Here is a 23358-nt window from a genome sequence, read left to right as displayed (position 1 = left end):
CCCAGTTACAGCCGATGCGCGCAGCGACACTCGCGTCGCTACGCGGCATCGGTACAGAAACGTGGGGCCTGGCGGATTTGAACCACCGCTCACCCGGTGTCCCACGACACCCGCCACGCAGACGGACGCCGATATGAGCCGGGGGCTTTGAACCAGACTAAGCTAAGGCCCCTCGCACACCGCTTCCCGTGGCCGAACCTTTAGCCTGTCGGGATTCCACGACAGCGCAGCCGTCGCTGCGCGAGTGAGTGTAGTAGAAGGACGCCGCCACCAGGGCTCGAACCTGGGACAACCTGGGTAACAACCAGGTGCTCTACCAACTGAGCTATGGCGGCTCGCACCCGTTTCTACCCGGTGCGTTTTGAAATGGCTTTCGTTTCGCCAGCAGGCTCGGGCATCGACACGGCTTAGGCGCGGCCGCGTGAATTCGGCCGCATGAGCGACTTCGAGACGGTGCTCGACGCCGTCCGCGAGCGCGTGGACCCGACGCCGGCCGAGCGGCGCGCGCTCGCCGAGGCCGCGGAGCGGCTGGCCGACCGAGCGCGGGACGCCATCGCGGAGCTGCCCGTCGAGGCGGACGTGATGCAGGTCGGGAGTACGGCGCGCGGGACGTGGGTCGCGGGCGACCGCGACATCGACCTGTTCGTGCGATTCCCACCTGACCTCCCACGTGAGGAGCTGCAGGAGTATGGGCTCGAAGTCGGCAACGAGGTGCTGCCGGAGGGCCGCGAGGAGTACGCCGAACACCCCTACGTGAAGGGAACGTTCGAGGGGTACGACGTTGACCTCGTGCCGTGCTACCGTCTGGAGTCCGCGACCGACATCCAGTCGGCGGTCGACCGCACGCCGTTCCACAACGCGTACCTCGAGGAGCGACTGAGCGACGAGGACGCCGGCGACGTGCGGTTGTTCAAGCAGTTCCTGAAGGGCATCGGCGCGTACGGGAGCGACCTCCGGACGCAGGGGTTCTCGGGCTACCTCACGGAACTGCTCGTGCTGGAGTACGACGGGTTCCGGGAGACGCTGGACGCGATTCGGGACTGGAAGCCGCCGGTCGTCCTCGACCCAGAAGACCACGCGGAAGCGGAGTTCGACGACCCACTGGTGGTCGTCGACCCGACGGACCCGGAGCGCAACGTCGCCGCGGTCGTCTCCGCGGAGAACGTCGCGCGCGTCCAGCACTACGCCCGCGGGTTCCTCGCCGACCCCGACGAGGGCGTCTTCGAGCCGGCGACGCCCGACGCGCTCGACGCAGAGGAAGTCCGCGAGCACGTCACAAATCGCGGAACGTCGCCGCTGGCGGTCGTCTTCGAGGCTCCGGACCTCGTGGAGGACCAACTCTACCCACAGTTGTATCGCTCCCGGGACGGCCTCGTGCGCGGGCTCGAAATCGAGGGGTTCGAGGTGCTGCGCGCGGCGACGTGGGCGGACGACCGCGCGGTGCTGTTCGCGGAGCTATCCGTGAGCGAACTCCCGGCAGTCGAGCGCCACGAGGGGCCGCCCGTCCACGTCGGCGGGCACGCGCAGGGATTCTACGAGAAGTACGCGGACAGCGACGCTGCCGGTCCGTTCCTCGACGGCGACCGGTACGTCGTCGAGCGCGAACGCGACATCAGGACCGCCGAGGAGTTCGTCGAGACCCAACTCGAAGAGGTCGCACTCGGTGCGCACGTCGAGTCCATCGTGGAAGCCAGTGACTACGAAGTGCTCGCTGGCAGGGAAGTTTCGGAACTCGCGGACGGCTTCGGCACGGAACTCGCAGCGTACTTCGAGCCGTCCGTCTGAGGTCGATTTTCGTTCGAGTCAGAGCGCGGGGTGGGAGGCGCGGATGTCGTCGAGCAAGTCGCGGACGGCATCGCTGACCTCGTCGCCGGGGCCGACGGGCTCGCGGCCGTCGAACGTCTCGTGGACCATACCGATGCCGTCGGCGAGCGTGTCGAGACTGTAACCGCCTTCCAGAATGAACGCCAGCGCCGCGTCCGTCGCGTCGGCGAGCGTCCGAACACGGTCAGCGAGCAGGCCGTAGCCCTCGGTGGTGACGTGCATCCGCGAGATCGGGTCGTGGCGGTGGGCGTCGAAGCCCGCGCTCACGAGGAAGACGTCCGGGTCGAACTCGGCGAGTGCGGGTTCGAGCAGTTCGTCGAACGCCGCACAGAAGTCGGCGTCCCCGGAGCCCGCGGGGAACGGCGCGTTCAGCGTCGAGCCGACGCCGTCGCCCTCGCCGTACTCGTCGGCGTCACCGGTCCCGGGGTAGAGGCCGTCCTCGTGCACGGACGCGTAGAAGACGTCGCTGCGGTCGTAGAAGATGTCCTGCGTGCCGTTGCCGTGGTGGACGTCCCAGTCGAAGATGGCGACGCGGTCAGCGTCCAGGTCGTCGAGGGCGTACTGAGCGGCGACGGCGGCGTTGTTCAGGAAGCAGAAGCCCATCGCGTCGTCGTAGACTGCGTGGTGGCCCGGCGGCCGGCCGAGCGCAAACGGCGTGTTCCGGCCGTCGGCGCCGTTCACTGCTGCGCGCGTGGCGTCCTTCGCGAGGCCCGCGCTGGCGAGCGCGGCCGGCCACGTCTCCTCGGAGGCGGTCGTGTCCGGGTCCCAGTCGCCGCCGCCGGACTCGCAGAAGTCGCGAATCTCGTCGACGTAGTCGGGGTCGTGGACCGCCGCGACGTCGGCTTCGGTGGCGGGCGTGGCGCCCTCGTAGGTGACGCTGTGGCGCTTGGCGAGCCCGCGCTTGATGGCGCGCAGTCGGTCCGGGCTCTCGGGGTGGCGTGGGCCCGGGTCGTGTGCGAGACACGTCTCGCTGAACCCGAATCTCATTCCACGAGCTCGAAGTACGTCTGGACGTCCTCGGCCTGTACGGTGCGTCGGCCCGCGTGCTCGGCGAGTACGGCGGCGCCCTCCGCGGCGTCCGAGGCGAACGACTCCAGGAGGTCCGCGAGCGCGACGCGGGCGTCCTTGGAGACGCGGAACCGGTCGTCGAGGTCGAGGCGCGCGATGCGGTCGACCGGCGCGACCGGCAGCGTGAGTTCGTCGGCGTCGGGCACCTCGTCGACGCCGAAGTCCGTCGCCATCAGGGTCTTTCGGCCGTCCGCAGCCGCGCGTTCGGCGGCGTCCTGCGCGAGCGATGCGCCGCGGCGCTGGATGCGCCGTGCGAGTTCCTCGGCCGCGTCAGCGCTCACCCGCAAGTCACCCGCGTGCCGCCGGATGATGGTATCGACCGGCGCGAACGGGAGTTCGACGCTCATGCGTCAATGGGTGGCTGTCGCACGCTTAACTGTTTCCGTTGGAACGGAATCCGCCACCACGCATTTGGGAACTGCACCCAAACCACCGAATATGGCGAAAAATCCCCACCAGGCGAACGCCGAAGAGATCGCCGACCAGGAGGTCGACGCCAACGAGGAGGAAGCCGAGGAAGTCGTCGAGGAGCGCCGCGAAGCCGACGAGGAGTACCAGGAGGAACAAATCAAAGAGGAAATCGAGCACGAGGACGAGGAACGTTACCAGGAAGCCCGCGAGGCGACGAACGCGGACAACCACCCGGACGACGCCGAGTGGGACTAGTGTAGTTCCTCGGCGCGGAGGCGGCCGTCCTGGAGGAGCCCCCGGACGGTCACTTCCTGCCCGAGCGTGACGTCCGCGTCCGTCTCCACGCTCACGGTCTCCTCGCCGTCGTCCAGAATCACGGGGTTCTGGGCCTGCACGACGACGCCCGTGAATTCGACTTCTTCGCCGTCGTCGGTGTCGCTGTCGTCGCTCGACGAGCCATCGTCAGCGCTGCTCGGATCGTTGCCGTCCTCGAACGCCGACAGTCCGGTCGGGCCGCTGCCCGAGTCGTCACCGTCGTCGCCGGTCGTCGCGCCGTCGGCGAGCGGGATGACCGACGACTGCCAGCCAGCGGACGCTTCGATGTCGTCCTGCCAGCCGTCCTGAATCTCGACGTCCACGAACGCGACCTCGTCGCCCGGCCCGATGTCGAGGTCGGCCTTGTCGCCCCACAGCGCCACGCGGATGTCGCCCGTGCCGTCCTGCACGCGCACGTTCCGGACTTGGCCCTCGCTGCCGTCGTCGCGGTCGAACGTGCGCTTGGGGTCCGCGGAGCGAATGACGCCCGAGATGTCGGCGACGTCCTCGAGTTCGAGGTCCTCGATGGACGTGGTGTCCGGCACGAACGCGACGTCCGCGTCGACGGGTTCGACCGCGCCGCGGTCGCCGACGTGGAGCTCGAGGCTGCCGTCACGCTCGCGGACGTAGCCGTCCACGACTTCGACGACCTCGCCCTGCGAGAGTTCGGTCGCCGTCTCGGCCTGGTCGTCCCAGAGCGTGACGCGCACGCGCCCGGTCTCGTCGCCGAGCACGACGTTCGACACCTTCCCTTCGCTGCCGTCGTCGCGGTCGAACGTCCGCACCTCCTCGGTGCCGAGCACTTCGCCCGTGAGGTTCACGTCCGAGATGCCCAGCGAGAGGTCTTCGACGCGGTACTCGTCCTGCACCGGCACGTCGATTTCCTCGTCGTTGTCCACCTCGACCTGGTCGGCGCTGACCTCGATGCCGTTGTAGCCGTCCTTCGGTCGGCCCTTCACGCGGAGCACGTCGCCGACTTCCAGTTGGTCTTTGGCGCCCTCGGCCTGCTCGTCCCACAGCGATAGCCGGACGCTGCCGGTCTCGTCGGCGACGTCGACGTTGACCACGCGGCCCTCCGGGTCCTCGTCGTCGTCGCGCTCGAACGTCCGCACGTCGCCGACGCTCGTCACCTTCGCGATGAACTTCACTTCGTCCATCTCGGGTTCGACGTCGGCTACGCCGTTGACCTCGCCGTCCTCCAGTTCGTGGGCGATGAGCATGGCGGCCGTCTCCTCGTCGGCCAGTCCACCCATCTGTTCGACCTTCGACTCGACGGCGTCCCGGAACTCCTCGAGGGACACGTCGGTGTCGAGGTCCCCGTAGACGTCCTCGATGTCGTCGCCCATAATCGTAGTTCACTCCAGACGCGAGCCGCGCATAAGCGTTGTCCTTGGGGAATTCCGCCGTCTCCGTCCGCGGGTCGTGGATGGCACACGGCGGGATGGCGCGGCCTCCGGTTTGAACCTACGGCCCGTTCGCGCGGTAGTGTTCAGATTAGCTGATTCCATGCGAAGGCGAACGATTTCAACCACTCGTCAGCAGTTTCTGCTTCGGCGTTACTGAAACAGTTTGAGAAACAGAAAGTTCTTCGTTTTACCTCTCTAAAGACACGTTCAACGCTATTCCGATTTCCGTGGCGTTCGTATTTGAAATCGAGGCCGTGACGAGAGCATGCGTCTTGGAGCGGTGTCGCTCCATCGACGAGAAACACGGCGTCATCGACGTCGTGTTTCTCGCGTAATTCAGCGAAGAACGCGTGAGCAAAAACGTTCGTTCTCACCGGTTCCAGCTTTGTATGGAGTAAATCGTTTGATTCGGGATCGGCAGCAGCGTACAGCCAATATCGTTCATCACCGAGCTGGATCACAGTCTCATCGACCGCGACGTGATCCGAATTTTGGCCGGTCTTCGGCTGTAGATCTGCCTTGTGAACCCAGTTATGAACGGTTGATCGTGCTCGCTCAACACCGAATATCTCAAGAATAGAAACGGTATTCGAAAGTGATAGACCAGCCAGATGGAGCTGAATACCGAGCTTCATCAACAGACGCGGTGTTGCTTCTCGCTCCACAAAACCTAACTCGATCTGGTCGATACAACCGTTGAGGCTAGCGTTCTCCGCCATGGACACGCAGAAAACGCTACGCCTCACCTTTCAATCCTTATCTGAACACCGCCGTTCGCGCACCCCGAATCGTAACCGCTTTACGTAAGTCCGGGCTACGAAAGAGTGAGTCCGGGTAGGGTAGTGGACTATCCTCTTGGCTTGCGGAGCCAGGGACCGGAGTTCAAATCTCCGTCCGGACGCTACATTCTCGCGCAACCACGACCGCGAGCGACTTCTGTGTCGCTCGCGTCGTGCAGCTGTCACCACAAAGTGGAGAAGAGCTTATCTGTCAATACTACCACCTGAGAGGTAATGACGGATGACCCCAGTATCCTTACAGTTGGTTCTGAGATAGACCAAGTTGCGGACTCCAAGAACTGGGATGAGAGCTACAACATCAAGGGATACGACTGTGTTTTCTTAGACCTATATTCGTTGGCCGAACGGTTGGACGACGAGAAACCAGACGGGAACATTCAAACACCGAATGATTCCTCGGTGATGAGGGCGATGGCTGCGGGAAACCAGATATACGTCCTCGTTCCAGAGTCTAATGAGATCTCCTACTCGAACCGAATTCTACCGTTAGATAGGATTATCCCCGGCCAATTCTCGCTTGTAGAAGAATCAGGGAAGTATGTTGACTTGGATTCTGTAGCAGAAGACTGGGAGTGGTACTTTAACTCACACTTCAACTGGAATCTTAGACTAGGGATGGATTCGGAGATATTTGAAGTAGATCGTCAAAGATTTTCCCTGAATCAGAGCCCTATCGTTCAGAATAAGTCTGAAGAGTCCATCGCATGGGAATTTATATATAGAATAGTCGTTCAAACAAATACCGGCAGCAAGTTGGATGAATTAGATGGAAGAGTGGTTTTTCTGCCAATTATAGAGGGGGTCTCGCCAAGTGAGCTAATTGAATCCCTAATTGAACACGAAGTTGGAATTACACTCTCCGCAGACCAGAAGAACAACCCAGAATGGACATCCGACTGGTCGCTTCCCGGGGAAGACGACGCGAAAACTCAAGCAGAAGAGCTTAAAAAAGAGATTGAGCGGAAGCAGAAAACGCTGGAAACTCTCGAAGAAGAGATTACGGAGTATGATCGGTATAAAACGCTTCTCTGGGGGAATGAGAGAGCATTAGAGCAGTTGGTTCCGGAGGTATTTGAGGAGGTGGGGTTCGACGTTGACGGTGAAACTCCCCACGGCCGGGACGGTATGATTCATCTTGACGACCGGAGTTTCGTGATGGAAGTTACGGGCACCACTAACGACATTCGGGATAAGAAATACGAGCAGCTTCTCGGCTGGGTGGCAGATGCTGAAGCCGACTACCCGAAAACACGAATCGATGGATTACTTGTCGTGAATCCTCGCCGGGAGGAAAAACCGAGTGAACGGAACCCAGACGAGTATCTTCCACCGCATTTACGCCAGCGACTGAACCGGCGCGATTTCAAGCTACTGCTCACGCCAACCCTGTACGAGATGCTGGAAGCGTACCGTGCAAGCGATATTGACACCGAAGACCTTCGGAAATCATTACTGACGGATGACCTCGTGATTGAGATTTAGCCTTTCCAACAGGAGAAGAGTTCTTCTAAGCTTATTCTAGCTTTGCTCGCACGGACGCCATCCGGACGTTCCCCACTACGTTCATGGACCGTCGCGGGCACGAAGTTCTTAGCAATGGACCGAGTAAGGGAACGTAATGAGCGAGGACCGGGCGGTGCTGTCGATAGACCCGCACGTGCACTCGGAGGGTTCGTACGACGGCAACGAGCCCGTGGAACTCATCCTCGAGCACGCCAGCGACATCGAGCTCGACGGGGTCGTGATAACGGACCACGACAGCATCGAGGAGTCGCTGCGGGCGGCGGAGCTGGCACCTGAGTACGGGCTGGTCGGGATTCCGGGCGTGGAGGTGTCGACGGATGTCGGCCACGTGCTGGCCATCGGTGTCGAGGAGTGCCCGGAGCGCGGGCGGCCGTTCGAGGCGACCGTGCGGGAAATCCGCGAGCAGGGCGGCGTCGCAGTCGTCCCGCACCCGTTCCAGCGGAGCCGGCACGGCGTGCGGCGGCGGAATCTCGGGGAGTGCGACGGCATCGAGGTGTACAACTCGATGGTGTTCACGGGCTACCGGAATCGGCGCGCGCGGACGTTCGCGGAGCGCCACGGCTACCCGCGGTTCGGCGCGAGCGACGCGCACTCGATTCGGAACGTCGGGCGGGCGTACACGGACGTCGCGCTGCCGGACGTCGACCCCGAGACGCCGGCGGGCGAGATTCCGACCGAGACCGTGCTGGCGGCGTTGCGCGCGGGCGAGACGGACATCCGGGGGAAGCGGACACCGATTCACCGGAGCACGCGCCAGTACGCGAAGGGCGCGGTGCGGAAGAGCGCGTACCTGTTGACGAAGCGCCTGCCGTACGTGAGTCCGTGGCCGGCGTCGATGGACAGCGCCTGACGAAACGCGTTTGCGTCCGGCAGCCGAAACCAGGGTATGGACGCGGCGCTGCGCGCAGGAATCGCGATTCACAACGCGGGCCACTACCACGCTGCCCACGACGCGTGGGAGGTGGAGTGGCTCGCGCTCGACGACGGAGCCGACGAGCGACTGCTCCACGGCCTCATTCAGTTCTCGGCGGCCGTCCACCACGCCCGCGACCGGAACTGGACGGGCGCGGTCGGGCTGTGTGAGAGCGCGGGCGAGTACCTCGCGGACCTCCCGGCAGACTACCGGAGCGTGAACGTAGACGCGGTGCGGGCGTACGTTGCCGCGCTCGGGAGCGACCCGGAGCGCGTCGAGCGCGCGGCACCACCGACGTTGACGTACGAAGGTCGGGCGCTCGCGCTGGACGACCTGGACGCGCCGGCGGGCGTGGAAGCCGCAGTCGCGCTCGCGGAAGCCCTCGGCTACGACGAGGAGTTCGTCGAGAAGGGCGCGGAGTACGCTCGCGAGGGGCTGGCGGCGGGGGAGTTGAACGAGTTCGGGGTGTTGCTCTGTGACTTCGTCACCGAGCGCGAACAGCGCGCGCTCGTGGCGACGCGGCTACGACAGCACGTGCAGCGGCGGCAGCGCCGCGAAGAAGACGTGTCGGGACTGTTCGACTAGGCGTACGTCTGGTACGCGATGAGCGCAGCGACGCCGAGACACACGACGCCGAGCGCGCGCACCAGCCACGCCCACCAGTCGGGGATGGCTTCGTCAGTACCGTAGTCGCCGCGGCGGCGACGGTTCGGCCCCATGAACACGGAGAGGCGGAGCGCCGCCCGTGGCGCGAGAATCATCGCGAGTCCGAGCGCGGCACCGAGCACGACCGCGAGGAGTTCGCGAAATTCGGCCATCTACGAGCGGAGCCGCTGGATGCGCTTCTCGGTCGGCGGGTGCGTGGAGACGAGCTTCTGGAGGAGGCCGCGATCCTCGCCGAAGATGCACAGCGCGTTCACGTTCTCGTCGATTTTCGAGTCCTGGGCGCGCTTGTTGCCCTGCTGAATCTTCTCGAGGGCTCGGGCGAGCGGGTCGCCGCCGTTGATGATGCGCTTGGCGTCGGCGTCCGCGACGTACTCGCGGTAGCGCGAGATGGCGAGCACGAACAACATCACGAAGAACTGCACGAGGTTGCCGACGACGATGGCCAGGAAGAAGTCCGCGAGGTCGTTGTCGCCCGTGAACAGCACGATGTACTGGGCGACGATGCCGACGACGGACGCGATGCCCTGCCCGAGCACCATCATGACGACGTCGCGGTTGTCGATGTGCGCGAGCTCGTGGGCGATGACGCCCTCTAATTCGTCGCGGTCGAGGAGCTGGATGAGTTCGCGGGAGACGACGACCGTGCCGTTGCCGCGGCGGCCGACCGCGAAGGCGTTCGGCACGCCCATGCTCGCGATTTTCAGGTTCGGCTTCTTCAGGTTGCGCTCGCGGCAGACCTTCTCGACGAACTGGTGAATCTGTTGGTACTCCCGTTCGTCCATGTCTTCGGCGCCGACGCTCCTGAGCGCCGCCCACTTCCCAATCTTGTACTGGACGCCGACGAGCAGGACGCTGCCCACGACGGCGATGCCGAGGATGGTGGTGGACTGGCCGAAGAAGAACCACGCGGCAGCCACTGCCACCGAGTAGAACGCGAAGAGGATGGCGCCGACGATGGCCATCCGTACTTTGAGGCCGATGTGTCGCATACGGGAGAATTACGCACTCGCACGTATAAATCCATCTGTGAGGGTGTGACGCGCGCCCCGGCGCTCTCCGGCGGTCGTTGCTCCGATATGGCCCCTGACAGGTCGGCGGTTACGCGACCTTCTCGTCGCCGTCCCACTCCGCGGAGTTGTCCTGCGGGTCGTAGCCCAGAACCTCACGGGCGCGTTCGAGGGAGTAGTACTTGCGGTCGTTGTCTGAGATGCCGTAGACGATTTCGTAGTCGTACTCCGCGGACAGACAGCAGTCGAAGAGGTGCGCGCAGTCGCGGTGGGAGAGCCACATCGCTTGCCCGCGCTCGTAGTCGATTGGCGGGTGGCCCTCGGTGAGGTTGCCGATGCGGACGGCGACGAACGGGAGGTCGTGTTCGTCGTGGTAGTACCGGCCGAGCGTCTCGCCGGCGGCCTTCGAGACGCCGTAGAGGTTGCTGGGGCGCGGGAGTTCCGTGCCGTCGAGCCGGAAGTCGTCGTCCTCGCGGTAGAGGTCGGGCTTGCGCTCGGTCTCGTAGTGGCCGACGGCGTGGTTCGAGGACGCGAACACGAACTTCCCGACGTCCTCCTCGACGGCGACCTCGAGGATGGTCTGCGCGCCGTCGATGTTGTTCCGGAGGACGCTCTCCCAGGGGGCTTCGGGGCGCGGGTCGCCGGCGAGGTGGATGACGGCGCCGACCCCGGCGACGGCTTCGCGGACGGCGTCCTCGTCGGTGACGTCGCCGACGACGACCTCGTGATCGGTGTCGCCCGTGGGGGGTTCGCGGTCGAACAGCCGCCAGTCGTAGTCGTCGCCGATGCCGTCGAGGATGGCCTGCCCGACGCGCCCGGCGGCACCCGTGAGGAGAACCGGCTCGTCCATTCGATTGAGAGTCTCGGCGACCACCGATATGAAAGATGCGGTTCGCCCGCCGAAGTGGTCGAATCCCCGACAGCACGACCGAGGCGACAACGATTAGCCGCGGCCGGCCGAGCATCCGGTATGGCATCCGACGCCCAGCAGGCGTGTTTCGAGGCGGGCATCAAATTCGGCGCGCTCTACCATCAGTTCGCGGGCACGCCCGTGAGCCCGGAGAGCGCGGGCAGCCTCGAGACCGCCATCGAGGAGTCCATCGAGAACCAGCCGTTCTGCGAGTCCGTGACCGTCGACATCCTCACCGAGAAACTGGAGACGGACCACGGCTACACGGAACTCACGGGCGAGTACATGGAAGTCGAAGTCGTCGTCGACTACGAGGGCCGCGAGGTCGTCGCGGAGATGGCGATGCAGGACGGCTACCCGCTGATGGAACTCGCGAGCGTCGAGTGAGCCGCGTTCACGTCCACCACGAGGCGTGCTTTTAAACCGGATGCGGGCGAATCACCGGACATGAGTCAGTCATCTCTGGACGACGAGGAACTGTTCGGCGAGGCCGCCGAGGAGATGCGCGCGGACGTCGAGGAAGCGCTCGACACCGCTCGCGCGGAACTGCCCGCGGCCGACGACGTCTGGGAGGTCGAAGCGGACAACACGCTCGGCGTGCTGAACGCGCTGCGCTCTGCGCTGGACGTCGAGGACGTCGAATCCCACCTCCGGGACGCGAAGAAGGCGTTCGTCGTGGGCGAGCGCGCGGACGCCTTCGAGGACGCCGACGACCTGAAGGCCGAAATCGACGCCGTCGAGGACGTGCTCGGCGACATCGAGACCGCGCGCGAGCAGGTCGGCGAACTCGCGTCCACGGTGCCGGCGCTGCGCTCCGCGCTCGAAGAGGCCCACGAAGGCAGCGACGACGGCGAGGACGAGGAGGAGAGCGACGAGGAAGCCGAAGAGTAGCGCTACTTGTGCGGCGGCCGGGTCGGGTCGCGGTCCCCGACTGCGTCCAGTAGGTCGCAGAGTGCGTCCGCGGCCAGCGATAGCAGTTCCTCCCCGCGGTCGGCGTCACCCTCGGTGGGGTCGCCGACGACGCCGTTCTCGCTGAACTCGGCGCTGTCCACCGCGAGGTTCGTGTGTGACTGCCAGTCCCCCCAGTGGTCGCTGGCGCCCTCGCGGGCGTCGTCCAGCCGGTCCTCGCGCACGAGCTTCGGGTGGGTGTGTCGGAGGAACGCGGTCTCTAGGGGGCCGGCGTGACCCATGTCGTCGCTGTGGTCGCCGACGGCGTCGAACCACGTGAACGGCACCGCGTACGCGTCGCCGTCGCGGGTGACGCGCTGGCAGACCTCGCCGAGCGCGGGGACGTTGCCGCCGTGGCCGTTCACGACGACGACGCGGTCCCAGCCGTGGCTCGCGAGGCTCTCGGTCACTTCGCGGACGTTCGCGCGGAACGTCTCCGGGGAGACCCACAGCGTCCCCGTGAATTGGCGGTGTTCCTCGGAGACGCCGACGGTCAGGGGGGGCGCGACCACGACCTCACGGTCGTAGTTCGACGCCGCGGTTTCGGCGACGGTTTCGGCGGTGACGTGGTCGGTACCGAGTGGCGCGTGCGGGCCGTGCTGTTCCGTGCTGCCGACGGGGAGCACGGCGAGGTTCGTGTCGAGCGCGTCAGCATCCGTCCAGGTCGCGTCCGCGAGTCGCATACGCGACCAAACGCGCGCCCCGGTTTTGTAGCCTGCCCCTCCGGCGAGCGAGGCGGGGCCGCCACAACGTGCTTGGCGGCGGCCGCCCACGGCGGGCGTATGGGAAAGACAGTCAGGCTCGGCGAACTGGAAGCCGAACTTCGGGACGAATCGTACCCACTCGACCGGGAGACAGTCGTCGAGGCGTACGGCGACTACGACCTCGACCTGGCGGGCGGCGGGGAGTCCGTCGAGGATGCTCTCGGGCGCGTCGACGACGACCGCTTCGAGAGCCACACGGACCTCGTGGAGACCATCGAGGACGGCGTCGGCGGTGAAGCCGTCGGCCGCCGGGACTACACGGACCGCGGCGCGTCCGCGGGCGAAGGGAACCAAGAGAGCTTCTGACGGCGGAGAGTTGGCGAAAAGTCGGGGAAGAGCCGTGTCGCGTCAGTCCTCGGTTTCGTCGACGTCCACGTCGGCGGTGCGTTCGGCGGCGCGCTCGACGAATTCGTCGGGGAGTTCGTCGATTTCGCCGGCTTGCACGCCCCAGAGGTTCGCGTAGAGGCCGTCCTCGGCGAGCAGTTCGTCGTGGGTGCCGCGTTCGACGATTTCGCCGTCCTCGAGGACGACAATCTTGTCGGCGTCCTTGATGGTGGAGAGGCGGTGCGCGATGGAGAACGTGGTGCGGTCCTCGGTGAGGCGGTCGAGGCTGCGCTGAATCAGCATCTCGGTCTCGGTGTCGACGTCGCTGGTGGCCTCGTCGAGAATCAGAATCTCGGGGTCTTTGAGGATGGCGCGCGCGATGTCGATGCGCTGGCGTTGGCCGCCCGAGAGTTTCACGCCGCGCTCGCCGACTTTCGTGTCGTAGCCCTCCGGGAGGTTGGTGATGAACTCGTGGGCTTCCGCGGCCTTCGCGGCTTCCACGACCTCATCGCGGTCGGCGTCGAAGGTGCCGTACTCGATGTTCTCCATGACGGTGCCGTAGAACAGGAACGTGTCCTGGCTGACGTAGCCGATGTGGCGGCGCAGGCTCGGCAGCGTCACCTCGGAGATGTCCTGGCCGTCGATGCGGATTTCGCCCTCGTCGACGTCGTACATCCGCAACAGGAGCTTGAGGACGGTGGACTTGCCGGCGCCCGTCGGGCCGACGAGCGCGAGCGTGTTCCCGCCCTCGACGTCGAAGTCGATGTTCTGGACGATGGGCTCGTCGTCGTAGCCGAAGGTGACGTCGTCGTAGACGACCTCCCCTTCGTCGACGTCGAGTTCGGCGGCGTCGGGGTTCTCCTCGATGCGCGCGGGCTCGTCCATCAGCCCGAAGATGCGCTCGCTGGACGCGCGGGCGCGCTGGTACATGTTGATGATTTGCCCGAATTGGGCCATCGGCCAGACGAACTGCTGGCTGAGCTGGATGAACACGACGAACTCCCCAGCCGACAGCGACCCGGACATCAGCGGCGGCGGGCCGACGAGCACCCAGTAGCCGCCCGCGAGGAACGTCAACACGAAGCCGGTGCCGGAGATGATGCGCAGCGCCGGGAAGAACTTGATGCGGATGGTGATGGCGCCCCAGTTCGCGTCGAAGTACTCCTGGGAGACGCCCTCGACGCGCTCGGACTCGTAGGACTCCGTGTTCGACGTCTTGATGACCTGGATGCCGCCGAGGTTGTTCTCCAGTCGGGAGTTCAGGTGGCCGACTGAGGAGCGCACGTCGGCGTACTTCGGCTGAATCGCCTTGACGAACCGGTAGGTGAACCACGCGATGATGGGCACCGGCAGCATCGTGATGAGCGCGAGCTGCCAGTTGTACGTGAACAGGACGACGCCGATGGCGACGACCATCACGGAGAGCCGGAACACGGAGTTCATCCCGTCGTTGAGGAACCGCTCGAGGCGGTTGACGTCGTTCGAGAGGATGGACATCATCTCGCCGGTCTGCTTGGTGGCGAAGAAGTCCATGTTCAGGCGCTGCATCTTGTCGTAGGTGTCCGTGCGGACCGCGTGCTGGATGTGCTGGGAGAAGGAGTTCCAGCCCCAGTTGCGCAGCCAGTGGAACGCCGCGCCGAGGAGGAACGCGCCCGCGATAGCCGCGACCGCGGTGTACAGTTCCTGCGTCCGCGTCGCGGGCCGCATCGATGCCGGCAGGAACGGGAGGAACGACTGCCCCTCGGTCAACGCGTCGACGGCGTACCCCAGCATGATGGCGGGGACGAGGTCGAGCACGCGCGCGAAGATACTGGCGACGACGCCGACCAGCGCCGCCAGCCAGTTGTCCCGCCCGTACTCGTCGAACAGGCGGTACATCGCGTCGTCGACCTCTTCGCGTTGTTCCTCGAAGGGGTCGTCGTCTTCTGTCGCTGTACTCATTCTCGTTGGCAGAAGTGACGACCCAACAAAAGCACTTCCCTACGAATCGAAACACCCGCTCGCGCGCTCACGACCGCGGTCTGCTCAGTCCTCGATGCGGACGCGGTCGCCGACCTCGACACCGTGCTCGGTCGTCCAGTTGTACGGCACCTCCAGCACCCACTTCCCGACGCCGTCGTAGCCCGTGAGGTCCTCGTTGTCGTCCTCGACTTCCGCGTGGTGAATCGACGTGATGCGGCCGTTCGCCCCGATGTAGACGATGTCGATGGGGAAGCCCATCGAGCGCATCACGTACGTGTGGCTGCCCTCGCTGTCGTAGACGAACAACATCCCCTCGTTGGGCCCGAGGGACTCGTGCTCGCTCAAGCCCGTGTAACGCTCGCTCTGTGTGTCCGCGACTTCGACGGTGACGTTCCCGATGGGGTCGCCGTCCTCGTCCTCGACGAACACCTGCGTCGCGTCCTGTGCGGCAGTAGTGGCTCCCGGCGTCGACGCTCCGCCTCCGGGGAGCCCCGCGCAGCCGGCGACGACGAGCAGACAGACGACCGCGAGCGTACGTCCGAGCATGCCCACAGGTACGATCGCCCGCGGTTTGGACGTTCCGCCGAAAGGAAACCGTTTAGGCCGCGGCGCGACTCTCTCGAAACGCGGGTTCGTGGTCTAGTTGGTTATGACGCGGCCTTTACAAGGCCGAGGTCGGTGGTTCGAATCCGCCCGAACCCACTCTACGTAACTCACGCCGACGAGCACCGCGTAGCGTGTGCGAGTCGCGTGACGGCGGTGATGGGGTCGCGGATTCGAACTCTGGAAGACGAGCGAAGCGAGTCTTCCATCGGTGAGAATCCGCCCGAGCACTGCGTTCGACGGCGTCGCTGCGCAGGTGCCGGCACAACGCATTTCGGGCTGTCGCCGATACGGCCGTGTACGTTCATGCCGCTCTCAACGTCGAAGCTGGGAGGCGGAACACTGCTCGCAGTGGGTCTGCTCGTCGTGCTCGCTTCGGGCGGCGGCCAGCTCACCGCCACCCGACCGGTCGTCGAGTACGGCCAGCAGCTGTTCAACACCGCCGACCACCCCCGGGAAGACGTGCCCACGAGAGCCGACGGGCTACCGCCCGAGACGGCGGGGCTCCACGCTGACTTCCGCCGCCCGGAACCGGACAATCAGGTGTTCGGGTTCGAGAGTCACGACCCGATGCTCGCCGAGGCGAACGGCACAAGCTACCTCGTCGTCGGCACGGATTCCGACCCGAACCTCTACCGGTCCAACACCCCGACAGAGCCCGGTAGCTGGCGGCTGGTCGACGACGACTATCTCGCCGACCGCTTCGAGTTCGACTCACTCGTCGAAATCGGCGACCGGTACGTCGTCTACGGAAACGGCAACGTCTACACGGCCCGCTCGATGACGGCTGACGACTGGACGGTGCGCAACGACAACACCGGGTTCCGCGACCTCGGCGCGTACTACGACGAGGAGAGCGGGCTCGTCCACGTCTACTACGAGTACGGGAGTGCGGCCGGCTACTCCGGGAAGAAGATTGGGCACGCGGTCAGCCCGAACGGCGTCTCTAACTGGACGGTCTACCCACCCGTGTGGACGGCGCCCGACGGCTACGGCGTCGGCGACTTCGACATCGTCGAGCGCAGCGACCGCCTGTACGTGTTCGGCGACTACGACCCCCACCATCCACGCTACAACGTCTCCGTGTGGGTCAACGACGACCCCTACTCCGGGTTCACACAGCTCGACGCACCAGCGGTCGCTCCACAGCACGGCGAATCGACCGCCAGCGATGGCTACGGCGTCGGCGACCCGTCCGTCCTGCGGCTCGACAATGGGCGATACCTGATGCTCGCTAACGGGTACGCGAACGACACGGGTCCCTCGCGGCTCCACTACTACGTCGGAACCATCGAGAACGAATCGCGGTCCGCTATGCGAGCGGCTCCCGACACACAAACTGGCCTCGCGGCGGCGTAGAGGGTTGAGTTGGGGCGAGCGCGGCCGTAGACTCCGGAACTACTCCACTGCCGGCCGCTCGAACGCCGATTCGTCGACGACGTCCTCGGCGACGTGAATCGCTTCGCGGAGGTCGTAGTCCGCGTCGCGGTCGAGCGCGAACGCGATGCCGCTGGACTGCGAGATGGGGAGCGCGACGTCGAGCATGTCCTCGTAGACGCGGACGGTCGCGTGCAGGGATTGGTCTTGGCGGTCTTCCAGCGAGCCGTAGCCGAGCGCTTCGAGTTGGATGTCGCGGACAACTTCGTCGACTTGCTCGGGGTCGTACTTCTCCCCAGCCCACTCGCTCCGGAAGACGTGGCCAACGCCGTTCTCATCGAAGTAGCTGACGCCGATGAGCCCACCCGGGAGTTCCGCCTGTAGCGCGTCGCGGACCTGTACGGCCAGTTGCTCCATGGCTGCCGCATCTAACGTCGTCGGTTTTACACTTGTGGCTAGCGAGCAGTCGCCCGCGGGACGGACGGGGAGCGACCTACCGCCCCGAAGCGATTCGAAACGCTTTTTCCTACAACTGCCGTCGTCTCGACTGCGCGCCGCCTTAGCTCAGACTGGGAGAGCACTCGACTGAAGATCGAGCTGTCCCCCGTTCAAATCGGGGAGGCGGCATTTCTGTGATTCTAAGACTCCGAGCGACAGCGAGGAGTCATAGAAACGACGTCGACCGAACCGGGATCGGGAGAAACACCCGCGGCTGGATTCGACTCGGACTCCGTCCTCGTAGAGCGATAGTGTGGTCGCTAGCGTACTTGGACAGTCGCTTCACTCAGCGCTCGAGTGTGCCACTACACACCACTCGCGCATACGCGCATGAGCGCATCGCACGTATCTGCGCGGTAGCGCGCGTAATACTCCCGCTCGCCCACGTGCCAGTACATAGATATAAGTGGGTGCGCTCAGTAGATAGAGACGAGATGACGAACATCGTCCGAGACCGGAACGGGGAGCGAGACGAAGCGGGACCGAACGAAAGCGCCGAGGAAGAGAAAGACCTGCGGCGGAAATTGAATCGCGGGAAGCCGTAGCAACGATTCGTGACTGGGCGAGTCGAAGACGGGCCCAACCGGTGGCGATACGCGCCAGCGGCGACGCGACGTTCTCTCGATTCGGGTAGTCGCTGCAACCGCGTACCGAACGATGAAACGCTTATCTGTGTGAACCCCCAATCTACGTGTATGACTTACGACACCGTCGTGTTCGACAACGACGGCGTCCTCGTGGGCCGCACGCGGTACGACGTGCTGCAGGCGGCGACCGAGGACACGTTCGAGCAGTTCGGGGTTACGGACCCCGACCCCGACGACATCGAGGAGATGACTATCGGCGCGACGCCGAAGACCGTCAGCGACGTCTGTAGCCGCTACGGGCTCAAGCCCGCGGAGTTCTGGCCGACGCGCGACCAGACTGCCGCGGAAGCCCAGTACGAGGAAGTCCGGGAGGGCCGCAAGACCCTCTACGACGACCTCGACACGCTTCACGACCTCGACGTCTCGATGGGCATCGTGAGTTCGAACCAGCAGGCGACCGTCGACTTCGTGCTCGACCACTTCGGCGTCGACGACCTGTTCGGCGCAGCCTACGGGCGCGAGCCGACTATCGAGAGTCTGAATCGCCGGAAGCCGAACTCCCACTACATCGACCGCGCGCTCGCCGACCTGGACGCGGATTCCGCGCTGTTCGTCGGCGACAACGAGTCCGACGTGCGCGCCGCGGAGAACGCGGGCATCGACTCGGCGTTCATCCGGCGGCCCCACCGCCGCGACTGGGAGCTGAACGTCTGGCCGACGTGGGAAATCGACGGGCTCGACGACCTGCACGACATCTGCAGCCCCTAACGGTCGTAGAGCCACGCTCCAGCGCGTAGAATTACTTGTTCTGCCGGCGAACGGCGCCGGCATCACCCGCAAAGGTTATGAACGAGCGGCGCTTCTCTCGGGTTGCAATGGCAACCGGTACGGTTGACTTCTTCAACGACACTGGCGGTTACGGATTCATCGAGACTGACGACGCGGACGAGGACGTGTTCTTCCACATGGAAGACATCGGCGGCCCGGACCTGGAGGAAGGTCAGGAAGTCGAGTTCGACATCGAGGAGGCCGACAAGGGCCCCCGCGCGACGAACCTCACTCGGCTGTAATTCGGTGAAAGGCCAGCGTCTCTGACGCTGGGCAGGACGAATCGTTTTTCGACTATTCCCCAAACGACGTAGCGACCGCGTTCTGCTGCCACAAGGTGTACCAGTGCGACTTCCCACTAGCGACGCGTGCGAACGTCCACACTCGCGTTGGCGGTCGGCGCGTTCCTGTTCGTGCTGCCGATTCCCGGCACGTTCGTGACCGGCGCACTCCTACTGGTCGTCGCAGCAGTGGCGCGGTATCGGTGAACGGCCGCGAGCCTACTCCAGGCGCGCGCGGTCCTCTGCCGTGAGGTCGAGGTGGCTCGCAGCGACGTTCGTTTCGAGGTGGTCGACGCTGGACGTTCCGGGAATCGGGAGCGTCACGGGCGAGTGGTCGAGCAGCCACGCGAGCGCGACCTGCCGCACGGTGGCGTCGTGGTCGGCGGCGACGGCTTCGAGGTCCGTGCGCTTCTCGCCGAGATCCCCGCCACCCATGGGGAAGTACGGGATGAACCCGACGTCGTAGTCCTCGCAGGCTTCGAGGACGTCCTCGTACTCGCGGTCGACGACGTTGTACGCGTTCTGGACGGTGGCGACGTCGACGACCTCGCGGGCGGTCTCCAGCTGTTCGACGGTGACGTTGCTGAGGCCGACGTGGTCGACGAGTCCGTCGTCTTTGAGTTCGGCGAACGCGTGGACGGCGGCCTCGAAGTCCGTGTCGGGGTCGGGGCGGTGGTACTGGTAGAGGTCGATAGAGTCGACGCCGAGGCGGTCGATGGACGCCAGCGCCTGGTTCTTGATGTAGTCGGGGTCACCGTGGGGAATCCAGTCACCGGTCGCGTTCCGCAGGAGGCCGGCTTTCGTCGCGACGACGGCGTCCTCGGCGATACCGGATTCGCGGATGAGGCGCTCGCTGACGCCCGGGCCGTAGGAGTCCGCCGTGTCGACGAAGTCGACGCCGAGGTCGACCGCGCGCTGGAGGACATCGCGGGCGTTGGCCTCGTCGTCCGGAGAGCCGATGACGTCCGGGCCGGTGATGCGCATCGCGCCGAACCCGAGCCGGTGGACGGTCAGTTCGCCGCCGATGTCGAACGTGTCACTCGCGTTTTCGGCTGCCATACGGGAGCGGTCAGCAGCCCGTCGCTTAGATGTTGGTGAAACGGAGTCGCGTGCCGGCGGTCAGGGCTCCCACTGGTCGCGCAGTTCCGTCCGGGGCTTCGAGGGGTCGTCGTGTTCGACGAGCGTGCGCATCCGGTCGGCATTGAACGCGTACGTGCGGTCGTCGCGCACGACGAGGTCGCGGGTCCGGAGTTCACGCAGCAACGTGTGGGCGGGTTCGACGTCGATGCCCGCTGCGGCTGCGAGGTCGTGCGCGCTCGCGCCAGGGTTCGTCGCGAGCTCGGAGACGATTTGCCACGCGGCGTCGTCGTTGCACTTCGAGTCGCGGCGCGCCGCGTTCACACGCGTGACCACCGGCGGTGCCTGTAGGAGGTCGACGACCGTCTCGGCCGCCGGGCCTGCGGGTTCGTCCGGCGTCGCGTCCGCGTCCTCGCTGCCGTCGCGGAGTTGGCTGCGCTCGCCGCGGCGACGCAGCCGGTCCTGGACGGCGTCCACGAGCGCGTCGCGGGTCTCGTCGTCGGAGTCACTGCCGACCGACGTCTCGGCTGGTGCATCCGTCGTCTCGTCGTCGGTTCCCTCTGTGGTGTCCGCTGGGACGCCGTCCTCGAAGCGTGCTTCGAGTTCGTCGATGCGCTCCTCCAGGCGGTCGATCTGTTCGTTCTTCGTCTGGAGCGTCGCCTGGTAGCCCTCGGGCGGGGAGCCGTCGCCGTGCGCGAGCGCGTTCGCCATCTTCCGGGCGGCCGCGGAGACGTCGCGCGCGGTCTCCAGTTCGGACTCCAATTCGGCGATGCGCTGCTCGCGGTTCTCCAGTTGCGATTCGAGCTCCGCGACACGGTTCTGCTCCTGTTCCTTGCGGTCGGTGATGTCGCCGAGGTCCTCCATCAGCGACCCGCTGACGGACTTCAGGTCGGGGCGCTCGAAGTCGTCGAGGCCCGGAGTGGCGCCCGCGTCGAACGTGCGCTTGCGCTTGAACTGCACGCGCTTGACCATGTCGTCGCTCCAGTCCGTCTGGATGAACGCCTCGCCGTCCCCCAAGTCAACGACATCGTCGGCGTAGTCGCTGCCGACGATACGCCCCACTACTTTGGTGTCGTTCTCCCAGGTGAGGCGGTGCCACACCAGCCAGTTCGCCTGCGTGATGAAGTCCTTCTTCACGTCCGCGGGGCGCTGGCTGATGCCGACGACGCCGAGGCCGTGTTTGCGGCCGCGCTTCCCGACCTTGATGAGGAGGTTCCCGGTTTCGCCGACGCCGCCGCCCTCCGGGATGTACTCGTGGCACTCCTCGACGACGAGGAGGAACGGCTTCTTGAGCTTCTTCTCCTTCGCGAAGAGGTGTCGCACCGTCTCCCGGAGCAGGTCGTCGGCCTCCTCGTCGTCGAGGTAGCCGGAGACGTCCAGAATGATGGGGACGTTCTCCTCGAGGGCGAGGTGCGCGAGCTTCTCGGCGTGCTCGACGCTCACCTGGATGTCGCACTCCTCGTCGGCACCCGCGTGCAGGAGTTCGTACTCCTCCTTGAGGCCGTAGTACTCGCCGTCCGTGTCCACGATGAGCACGGGGTAGCCGGCTTCGAGGAGTTCCTCGACCACGACGCTCGTCGTGTTCGACTTTCCGCTCCCTGATTTCCCGGTGACGAACCCGCGGCCGGTGAGCATCTCCACGATGGGAAACTCCAGCCGGTCGCCGTCGTCCGTCTCCCCCACGTGAATCTGCTGGTCGCCGTCCGCTGCGGTGTCTGCCATCGCTGGAAGTCACACGAGCCGGGGAGAAAACCGTTGTCCTCGAAACGGGACTATCGACTACCGGGGTGGCCGTCGGGGAGGCCGCGCCGGCCGAACGTCGTCTCACGGAGCGTCTCGCCTTCGTACTCGTCGCGGAGCAGGCCGCGCTCGCGGAGTTCGGGGACGACGAGGTCGACGAAGTCACGGAGGCTGTCGGGACGGGCGACCTCCTTGACGTTGAAGCCGTCGACGCCGACGTCCTCGAACCAGTACTCGAACTCGTCGGCGACCTGTTCGGGCGTCCCGACGACGACCGGCGAGGTGGTGCCGAGGCCGGCGAACTCCGCGACTTCGCGGACCGTCCAGTCGCGGTCGTCGTTGGACGTGAACGCGTTCACGACGCCCTGGATGGCTTCGGTCTCGATGTGTTCGAGCTGCTGGTCGGGGTCGAGCTCGGAGAGGTCCACGTCGACGAACCCGGAAAGTAGCGCGAGTACGCCCTCGGTGTCGATGGCGTCGGTGTACGCGTCGTACTTGGCTTCCGCGACGGCTTCGGTCTCGCCGACGATGGGGACGATGCCGGGGAAGAACGCGAGGCTGTCGGGGTCGCGCCCGTGGGAGGTCGCGCGCTCGCGGAGGTCGGCGACGTAGTCCTCGACGGCTTTGACGGATGGCTGGCTGACGAAGACGGCTTCGGCGTGCTCGGCAGCGAACTCGCGGCCGCGGTCCGAGGACCCCGCCTGGTAGAGGACGGGCGTGCGCTGTGGGGACGGCTCGGCGCCGTGCGGGCCGGGCACGTCGAAGTAGTCGCCCTCGTAGTCGATGGCCGAGACCTTCTCGGGGTCCGTGTAGACGCCGCTGTCGCGGTCGCGGACGACTGCGTCGTCGTCCCAGGAGTCCTCGAAGAGCGCGTAGAGCACGTCCATGAACTCGTCGGCGCGGTCGTAGCGCTCGTCGTGGTCCATGCGGTCGTCGTAGCCGAGGTTGTCCGCGGCGGATTCGAGGTACGACGTGACGATGTTGAACGCGACACGGCCGTCAGTGACGTGGTCAAGCGTGGAGAACTCGCGGGCGAGCTGGTAGGGGTGGTTGTACGACGTCGACTTCGTGATGGCGAACCCGAGGTTGTCGGTGACTTCGGCCATCGCGGGCACGACGTACGCGGGGTCGTTCGACGGTGTCTGGACGGCTTTCTCGACGGCCGTCTCCCGAGCGTCGCCGTAGACGTCGTAGATGCCACGGACGTCGGCGAAGAAGACGGCGTCGAAGCCGCCGCGCTCGGCGGTGCGCGCGACGTCGGTCCAGTAGTCGCGGTCGTGGTAGCGGTGGGACTGGTCGCCGGGGAGTCGCCACGACCCCACGGAGACGTGCTCCACGGAGTTCATCGTGAAGAGATTCAGCCGCATCCGGTCAGTCATTACACCCGCATAGGGGAATGTGGCGTTTAAGCCGGCCGGTCACGACGTTGGCGTCGTGTTGTCACTGACGGCGGCAACCCTCTCCGAGTTGGGGGCTGACAGGCGACGAACCGGTGCCGACGCGGCGCGTCGCACTCCCGCGGAAC

General features: G+C 65.4%; 25 protein-coding genes and 5 tRNA genes. 14 read left to right on the top strand and 16 right to left on the bottom strand.

Going from position 1 to position 23358, the window contains the following annotated elements:
* Positions 1–62: 62 nt before the first annotated feature.
* Positions 63–172, bottom strand: a tRNA-Ile gene (locus tag LPA46_RS00795).
* A gap of 90 nt (positions 173–262) precedes the next feature.
* Positions 263–335, bottom strand: a tRNA-Asn gene (locus LPA46_RS00790).
* A 100-nt stretch (positions 336–435) separates the two neighbouring features.
* Here LPA46_RS00790 and cca point away from each other — a divergent pair.
* Positions 436–1785: a CCA tRNA nucleotidyltransferase gene (cca, locus tag LPA46_RS00785; RefSeq protein ID WP_230890957.1), complete on the top strand. Its 1350-nt coding sequence runs from the start codon at positions 436–438 to the stop codon at positions 1783–1785.
* A gap of 18 nt (positions 1786–1803) precedes the next feature.
* Here cca and LPA46_RS00780 read toward each other — a convergent pair whose 3' ends face one another.
* Both LPA46_RS00780 and LPA46_RS00775 read right to left on the bottom strand, forming a co-directional pair.
* Positions 1804–2811 (bottom strand): histone deacetylase family protein, encoded by a 1008-nt coding sequence (locus tag LPA46_RS00780; protein ID WP_230890956.1) that lies wholly within the window; start codon positions 2809–2811, stop codon positions 1804–1806.
* Positions 2808–3239, bottom strand: a complete 432-nt coding sequence (locus tag LPA46_RS00775) for a histone family protein (protein WP_230890955.1) — start codon at positions 3237–3239, stop codon at positions 2808–2810. Before LPA46_RS00775 ends, LPA46_RS00780 begins: the two co-directional genes overlap by 4 nt.
* 91 nt (positions 3240–3330) lie before the next feature.
* On the opposite strand from LPA46_RS00775, the gene LPA46_RS00770 reads away from it, so the two are divergent.
* Complete coding sequence (locus LPA46_RS00770; RefSeq protein ID WP_230887874.1) at positions 3331–3558, top strand: hypothetical protein; 228 nt, start codon at positions 3331–3333, stop codon at positions 3556–3558.
* Here the strand turns inward: LPA46_RS00770 and LPA46_RS00765 are convergent.
* Positions 3555–4964 (bottom strand): single-stranded DNA binding protein, encoded by a 1410-nt coding sequence (locus LPA46_RS00765; protein WP_230890954.1) that lies wholly within the window; start codon positions 4962–4964, stop codon positions 3555–3557. The two genes, LPA46_RS00770 and LPA46_RS00765, sit on opposite strands and share 4 nt — an antisense overlap.
* A gap of 143 nt (positions 4965–5107) precedes the next feature.
* Positions 5108–5743 carry an IS6 family transposase gene (locus LPA46_RS00760; RefSeq protein ID WP_230890953.1) on the bottom strand — a complete coding sequence of 212 codons (636 nt, stop codon included), beginning with the start codon at positions 5741–5743 and terminating at the stop codon, positions 5108–5110.
* Between the two features lie 109 nt (positions 5744–5852).
* Here LPA46_RS00760 and LPA46_RS00755 point away from each other — a divergent pair.
* The 4 genes from LPA46_RS00755 (at position 5853) to LPA46_RS00740 (ending at position 8846) form a co-directional block, all read left to right on the top strand.
* A tRNA-Arg gene (locus LPA46_RS00755) sits at positions 5853–5925 on the top strand.
* Between the two features lie 112 nt (positions 5926–6037).
* Positions 6038–7306, top strand: a complete 1269-nt coding sequence (locus LPA46_RS00750) for a hypothetical protein (protein WP_230890952.1) — start codon at positions 6038–6040, stop codon at positions 7304–7306.
* Between the two features lie 136 nt (positions 7307–7442).
* Positions 7443–8198: a PHP-associated domain-containing protein gene (locus LPA46_RS00745; RefSeq protein ID WP_230890951.1), complete on the top strand. Its 756-nt coding sequence runs from the start codon at positions 7443–7445 to the stop codon at positions 8196–8198.
* A gap of 36 nt (positions 8199–8234) precedes the next feature.
* Positions 8235–8846: a DUF309 domain-containing protein gene (locus LPA46_RS00740; RefSeq protein ID WP_230890950.1), complete on the top strand. Its 612-nt coding sequence runs from the start codon at positions 8235–8237 to the stop codon at positions 8844–8846.
* Here the strand turns inward: LPA46_RS00740 and LPA46_RS00735 are convergent.
* The 3 genes from LPA46_RS00735 to azf form a co-directional block, all read right to left on the bottom strand.
* Entirely contained in the window at positions 8843–9079 is a 237-nt protein-coding gene (locus LPA46_RS00735) for a hypothetical protein (RefSeq protein ID WP_230887878.1), read from the bottom strand. The two genes, LPA46_RS00740 and LPA46_RS00735, sit on opposite strands and share 4 nt — an antisense overlap.
* Positions 9080–9889 (bottom strand): M48 family metallopeptidase, encoded by an 810-nt coding sequence (locus LPA46_RS00730; RefSeq protein ID WP_442908203.1) that lies wholly within the window; start codon positions 9887–9889, stop codon positions 9080–9082.
* Positions 9890–10025: 136 nt separating this feature from the next.
* Positions 10026–10784, bottom strand: coding sequence for an NAD-dependent glucose-6-phosphate dehydrogenase Azf (azf, locus tag LPA46_RS00725; RefSeq protein ID WP_230887880.1), 759 nt, complete (start codon positions 10782–10784; stop codon positions 10026–10028).
* Between the two features lie 120 nt (positions 10785–10904).
* Here azf and LPA46_RS00720 point away from each other — a divergent pair, with 120 nt between their 5' ends.
* Positions 10905–11231 (top strand): dihydroneopterin aldolase family protein, encoded by a 327-nt coding sequence (locus tag LPA46_RS00720; protein ID WP_230890948.1) that lies wholly within the window; start codon positions 10905–10907, stop codon positions 11229–11231.
* 60 nt (positions 11232–11291) lie between these two features.
* Positions 11292–11735: a DUF5790 family protein gene (locus LPA46_RS00715; RefSeq protein ID WP_230890947.1), complete on the top strand. Its 444-nt coding sequence runs from the start codon at positions 11292–11294 to the stop codon at positions 11733–11735.
* Between the two features lie 2 nt (positions 11736–11737).
* Here the strand turns inward: LPA46_RS00715 and LPA46_RS00710 are convergent, their stop codons facing one another.
* The gene (locus LPA46_RS00710) at positions 11738–12475 is read right to left on the bottom strand and encodes a creatininase family protein (protein ID WP_230890946.1); all 738 of its coding nucleotides are present in this window, start codon (positions 12473–12475) and stop codon (positions 11738–11740) included.
* 99 nt (positions 12476–12574) lie between these two features.
* Here LPA46_RS00710 and LPA46_RS00705 point away from each other — a divergent pair, with 99 nt between their 5' ends.
* Positions 12575–12862 carry a DUF5789 family protein gene (locus LPA46_RS00705; protein WP_230890945.1) on the top strand — a complete coding sequence of 96 codons (288 nt, stop codon included), beginning with the start codon at positions 12575–12577 and terminating at the stop codon, positions 12860–12862.
* A gap of 42 nt (positions 12863–12904) precedes the next feature.
* On the opposite strand, the gene LPA46_RS00700 is transcribed toward LPA46_RS00705, so the two are convergent.
* Positions 12905–14821 carry an ABC transporter ATP-binding protein gene (locus LPA46_RS00700; RefSeq protein ID WP_230890944.1) on the bottom strand — a complete coding sequence of 639 codons (1917 nt, stop codon included), beginning with the start codon at positions 14819–14821 and terminating at the stop codon, positions 12905–12907.
* 84 nt (positions 14822–14905) lie between these two features.
* Positions 14906–15388 carry a DUF192 domain-containing protein gene (locus tag LPA46_RS00695; RefSeq protein WP_230890943.1) on the bottom strand — a complete coding sequence of 161 codons (483 nt, stop codon included), beginning with the start codon at positions 15386–15388 and terminating at the stop codon, positions 14906–14908.
* Positions 15389–15470: 82 nt separating this feature from the next.
* Between LPA46_RS00695 and LPA46_RS00690 the strand changes: the two genes are divergently transcribed.
* Positions 15471–15544: transfer RNA gene (locus tag LPA46_RS00690), tRNA-Val, on the top strand.
* A 252-nt stretch (positions 15545–15796) separates the two neighbouring features.
* Complete coding sequence (locus LPA46_RS00685) at positions 15797–16804, top strand: hypothetical protein (RefSeq protein WP_230890942.1); 1008 nt, start codon at positions 15797–15799, stop codon at positions 16802–16804.
* Positions 16805–16843: 39 nt separating this feature from the next.
* Here the strand turns inward: LPA46_RS00685 and LPA46_RS00680 are convergent, their stop codons facing one another.
* Positions 16844–17239: a hypothetical protein gene (locus LPA46_RS00680; protein ID WP_230890941.1), complete on the bottom strand. Its 396-nt coding sequence runs from the start codon at positions 17237–17239 to the stop codon at positions 16844–16846.
* Between the two features lie 136 nt (positions 17240–17375).
* Between LPA46_RS00680 and LPA46_RS00675 the strand changes: the two genes are divergently transcribed.
* The 3 genes from LPA46_RS00675 (at position 17376) to LPA46_RS00665 (ending at position 18977) form a co-directional block, all read left to right on the top strand.
* Positions 17376–17449: transfer RNA gene (locus LPA46_RS00675), tRNA-Phe, on the top strand.
* Positions 17450–18015: 566 nt separating this feature from the next.
* Positions 18016–18675: an HAD family hydrolase gene (locus LPA46_RS00670; RefSeq protein ID WP_230887889.1), complete on the top strand. Its 660-nt coding sequence runs from the start codon at positions 18016–18018 to the stop codon at positions 18673–18675.
* Between the two features lie 107 nt (positions 18676–18782).
* A complete protein-coding gene (locus tag LPA46_RS00665) occupies positions 18783–18977 on the top strand; it encodes a cold-shock protein (protein WP_059055516.1) in 195 nt (64 codons plus the stop codon).
* A gap of 258 nt (positions 18978–19235) precedes the next feature.
* On the opposite strand, the gene LPA46_RS00660 is transcribed toward LPA46_RS00665, so the two are convergent.
* Genes LPA46_RS00660 through LPA46_RS00650 form a run of 3 tightly spaced genes read right to left on the bottom strand, consistent with a single transcriptional unit; the run spans position 19236 to position 23212 of the window.
* Entirely contained in the window at positions 19236–20075 is an 840-nt protein-coding gene (locus tag LPA46_RS00660) for an aldo/keto reductase (protein ID WP_230890940.1), read from the bottom strand.
* A 60-nt stretch (positions 20076–20135) separates the two neighbouring features.
* Positions 20136–21815, bottom strand: a complete 1680-nt coding sequence (locus tag LPA46_RS00655) for a helicase HerA domain-containing protein (RefSeq protein WP_230890939.1) — start codon at positions 21813–21815, stop codon at positions 20136–20138.
* Positions 21816–21865: 50 nt separating this feature from the next.
* On the bottom strand, positions 21866–23212 hold the full coding sequence (locus LPA46_RS00650; protein ID WP_230890938.1) for an LLM class flavin-dependent oxidoreductase: 1347 nt from the start codon (positions 23210–23212) through the stop codon (positions 21866–21868).
* Positions 23213–23358 lie beyond the last annotated feature (146 nt).

The sequence above is a fragment of the Halobacterium sp. KA-6 genome, from assembly GCF_021029015.1.
Lineage (GTDB): Archaea > Halobacteriota > Halobacteria > Halobacteriales > Halobacteriaceae > Halobacterium.
Note: the sequence above shows the minus strand (reverse complement) of the source record. Positions and strands in the feature narration are given on the sequence as shown.